Genomic DNA, 4,560 nt, shown 5'->3' with positions numbered 1-4,560 from the left:
GGGGCCGCTCCCGCCGCCCCCGCCGCCGGGCGGTCCGCACACCTGCCGGAGCGGGCGGCACCGTACGACACCGCGCCGGCGCGGGCGGCGCTGACCCGGCTGCTGCCCCGGCACGCCGACCAGTTCCAGCTGGTGCCGCTCGCCCCGCAGGACGGCACCGACCGCTTCCGGGTGGACGGCCGGCCGGGCCGGATCACGGTCGCCGGGACCACCCCCGCGGTGCTGCTGACCGGCGTCAACTGGTACCTCAAATACACCTGCCGGGCCCATCTGTCCTGGGCCGGCGACCAGCTGGAGCTGCCCGCCCGGCTGCCCGCCCCCGCCTCCCCCGTCGAGCGCGCCACCTCTCTGCCGCACCGCTTCGCCCTCAACGACACCCATGACGGCTACACCGCCCCGTACGCGAACTGGCCGCGCTGGGAGCGGCTGATCGATGTGCTGGCGCTGCACGGCGTGAACGAGGTGCTGGTCACCCCCGGCGCCGAGGCCGTCTACCACCGGCTGCTGACCGGGTTCGGCTACACCGACGCCGAGGCCCGCGGCTGGCTCCCGGCGCCCTCGCACCAGCCGTGGTGGCTGCTCCAGAACATGAGCGGCTACGGCGGCCCCACCAGCCCCCAACTGATCGCCAGACGCGCCGGGTTGGGCCGCCGGATCACCGACCGGCTGCGCGAGCTCGGGATGCGTCCCGTACTGCCCGGCTACTTCGGCACCGTTCCGGGCGGTTTCGCCGCCCGCAACCCCGGGGCCGAAACCGTGCCGCAGGGCACCTGGTCGGGCCTTGAACGCCCCGACTGGCTCGATCCGCGCACCGAGGTCTTCGCCGAGGTCGCCGCCGCCTTCTACCGCCATCAGCGGCAACTCCTGGGCCCCGCCGACCATTTCAAGATGGATCTGCTGCACGAGGGCGGCGACCCCGGTGACGTACCGGTGCCGGACGCCGCCCGCGCCGTCGAGAAGGCGCTGCGCACCGCCCGGCCCGGCGCGACCTGGATCATCCTGGGCTGGCAGAACAACCCCCGGCGCGATCTGCTGGACGCCGTCGACCACGACCGGATGCTGATCGTGGACGGCCTCAGCGACCTCGACACGGTCACCGACCGGGAGCGGGACTGGGGCGGGGTGCCGTACGCCTTCGGCAGCATCCCCAACTTCGGCGGCCGCACCACCCTCGGCGCCAAGACCCATATCTGGGCCGAACGGTTCACGGCCTGGCGCGACAGGCCGGGCAGCAAGCTCGCCGGGACCGCGTACATGCCGGAGGCCGCGGAGCGCGATCCGGCCGCCTTCGAGCTGTTTTGCGAACTGGCCTGGCGGGAGCGGCCGGTGGACCGTGCCGCCTGGTTCGACGGCTATGCCGACCTGCGCTACGGCGCCCGCGACGAGCACGCCCGCGCCGCGTTCGGTGCGCTGCGCACCAGCGCGTACGAGATCTCCAGCAAGGACGGCCGCCCGCACGACTCGGTCTTCGCCGCCCGCCCCGGTCTGACCGCCCGCTCCGGCACCGTCTACGCCACCCACACCCCCGCCTTCGACCCGGCCGCCTTCGACACCGCCTTCGCCGCGCTGCTGAGGGTCCGCCCCGCGCTGCGCACCAGCGACGCCTACCGCCACGATCTGACGGACGCCGCCCGGCAGGCCCTCGCCAACCGGTCCTGGCAGCTGATCGGGCAGCTCCAGGACGCCTACCGGCGCAAGGACCGGGCCACCTTCCGCGCGCTGTCCGGGCTGTGGCTGCGGCTGATGCGGCTGAGCGAGGAGGTCACCGGCGCGCACCGGCAGTTCCTGCTCGGGCCGTGGCTGGCGGACGCCAGGGCCATGGCGTCCGGCGCCGAGGAGGAGGCGCGGCTGGAGCACAGCGCCCGTGCGCTGATCACCACCTGGGCCGACCGGGCCACCGCCGACGGCGGCTCGCTCGCCAACTACGCCAACCGCGACTGGCACGGCCTGATCGGCGATGTCCATCTCCCGCAGTGGCAGGCGTACCTGGACGAACTGGCGGACGCGCTGGCGGCGGACCGGCCGCCGAAGACCTTCGACTGGTACGCCGTGGAAGAGCCCTGGACCCGGGCGCGCAAGAGCTATCCGCTGCGCCCGACGGCCGATGCCTACCGCACCGCCCAGCGGGTCCACGACACCCTCGCCAAGGCTCCCTACCAGGGCACCGTCACGGTCGGCGCCACCCCGTCCGCGCTGCCGCCGGGCGGCCGCGCCACCGTCACCGCGGCGCTGCGCAACGTCAACGGGCTGCGCGCGACCGGCCGGGTGGACTTCGCGCTGAGGGGGGTGGCGGCCGACGCCGAAGGGCCGCTCTCGCTGCCGTCCGTCCCGCCCGGCGGCACCGGCAGGGCCCGCTGGCGGGTCGCCGCCCCGGCCGGCCCCCTGGACGCGCCGCTGCGGCCGCTGCCGTACGAACTCACCACGGAGTACGGCCCGAAGGGCGAGCCGCGGGTCCGCACCGCGCGGCACGGCACCCTGTTCGTGGCCGGACCACTGGCCCCGGAGCTCAGCACGGTCACCACCAATGCGGCGGTCTTCGGCCAGTTGGAGAACCGCTTCGCCGTCAACGGCTCGGGCGCGGACCTCTGGAAGGCCACCGCCGAATTCGGCGCGGTCTACCGGGCGGGCGCGCTCACCGCCGGCGGGTCGGTGACGGTGGAGGTGACCGGGCAGGACCCGACCGGCCCCTGGGCCCGCGCCGGCCTCGTCGTCCGCAACCGCCTCGGCGCGCCCGCCCAGGGCTCGCCGGACGCCCTCGGCCTCCTCAATCTGTCCGTGACGCCCGCCAACGGCGTGGTGCTGTCCTACGACGCCGACGGCGACGGCGCCCTGGACACCTACCGGCGGATCACCGGCATCACCGCGCCCGTACTGCTCCGTCTGACCCGCGGTCCGGACCGCGCGGGCTCCGGTACGTACACCGGCGCCTGCTCCACCGACGACGGCACGACCTGGCGCGAGATCGCCACCGTCCGCGTCCCCGGAGCCGGCGCGCGCCAGGACACCGGACTGCACCAGTCCGCCGCCAACTCCGGTACCGGGGACCGCGGGACGGCCGAGTTCCGTCGCTGGAAGCTGTCCTGACCACCGCGTACGCTGACCGCAACGGACCACGAGCGAGGGGATCACGGTATGAGTGCCGCAGCTGAGAAGGAGTGGCTCTACGCCCTCGACATCTCCGACGCCACCTGGCAGCGCGCCCCGGGTGAGGCCGAGGAGGCCGTCGAGATCGCCTTCCTGGAGCGCGGCGCGGTGGCCATGCGCAACTCCACGGATCCCGATGTGGTACTGCGCTACACCGAGGCGGAGTGGCGGGCCTTCGTACTCGGCGCACNGAGGCGGAGTGGCGGGCCTTCGTACTCGGCGCACGGGACGGCGAGTTCGACCTGGAGCGGTAGGCCCTGTCGGGCCCGGCAGTCGGGCGGCCACCGCGGACGGCGTACCGCGGTGGCCGCAGCCGTGTGCGGTCACCCGTCAGGGCCCCCGGGCGCGTCGGTGACCATCGCAGGATTCACTCGTTTCACCGAACGTGAAGCAGCAGCAGGCGACACCCCAGCGTCCGGACCGCACCTCCCCCGGCAGCCTTGAGGAGTTCGGTGCGGTCATCGACGTCGAGCAGGCCGAGGCGGCGCTGGTCGAGCACTACCCCCGGCTGGTCCGGCTGGCCTATCTCGTCCTGCCGCCCGGCCGGAGCCGCAGCCGCCGGGTGCTGGCCGCCCACGGGGTGGTGCAGCGGACCCTGCCGCGCCAGCGCGCCTCCACCCGCGGGCTCGGCCTGCCCACCCAGCGCATCGGCACGGACGCGGCGATCGATCCCGGCTATGCCTTCGTCCGGCTGCGGGTGCTGCGCCACGCACTCGCCGCCGGGCGCACGCATCGGCGGCTGCCCGCCCTGCCGCCCCTGTTCCCCCAGGTGTGGGGCCTGCGGCTGTTCCCGCGCTCCGGCGGCGCCGATGAACTCGCCCTGGACCAGGCGCTGGCCGCGCTGTCCGGACCCGCCCGGGCGGCGTTCGTGCTGCGCGATCTGGAGCGGCTGAGCCCGCCCGAGGCGCGCCGGGTGCTGGAGGCCGCCGGGGTGGCGGACCCCCGCGAGGCAGTGGACGAGGCGGAGCGGGCCGAGACGCCGGCCGGCAGCCGGGACCGGTCGCTGCTGGAGTCGCCGGAGTTCGACCCGTGTGCGTTGCAGGCCCGGCCGACGGATCTGATCCGGCGGCGGCAGCACGGCCGGGCGGTGCTGGCGGCCGGCGCCGCGGTGCTGGTGTGCGGGGCGCTGCTGGGGCTGCCGGGCGAGGGCTGGGGCCCGGACGGCGCGTCCGCTCCGCCGTACGCGCGCAACGCCTCGGCCGAAGCGGCCCTGGATCCGGGGAAGTTGGCGGTGACGTCGGCGACCGCCTGGAAGAACGCCGCGCGGCAGGACTTCTCGGCCTGGCCGGCCCGTGGCGACCGGATCCATGACAAGGCGCTGCTGCGGCGGGCGCTGGCCGTATGGGCCAGGCCCGGGGCCGGGGTGCCGCTCGCGGCGACGCCCGGCACCCCGGCCGGGCCCGCCGCGGGGCCCGC

The 4,560-nt window shown here is 75.5% G+C and carries 1 protein-coding gene and 2 pseudogenes; all 3 read left to right on the top strand.

Translation table 11 applies throughout. The annotated features are described in order from the left end of the window. Positions 1 to 3,084 (top strand): alpha-N-acetylglucosaminidase (locus DY245_RS14530; protein ID WP_425329385.1); only part of this gene is annotated, 3,084 nt, incomplete at its 5' end. Between the two features lie 48 nt (positions 3,085 to 3,132). Further along, positions 3,133 to 3,334, top strand: a pseudogene (locus DY245_RS14525) (DUF397 domain-containing protein); the annotation flags it as partial. Positions 3,335 to 3,529: 195 nt separating this feature from the next. After that, a pseudogene (locus tag DY245_RS14520) lies at positions 3,530 to 4,560 on the top strand (hypothetical protein); the annotation flags it as partial.

Origin of the sequence: Streptomyces inhibens (assembly GCF_003389455.1) — a bacterium.
In the GTDB taxonomy this organism is placed as follows: Bacteria; Actinomycetota; Actinomycetes; order Streptomycetales; family Streptomycetaceae; genus Streptomyces; species Streptomyces inhibens.
This window is presented reverse-complemented; position numbering and strand designations above follow the sequence as displayed.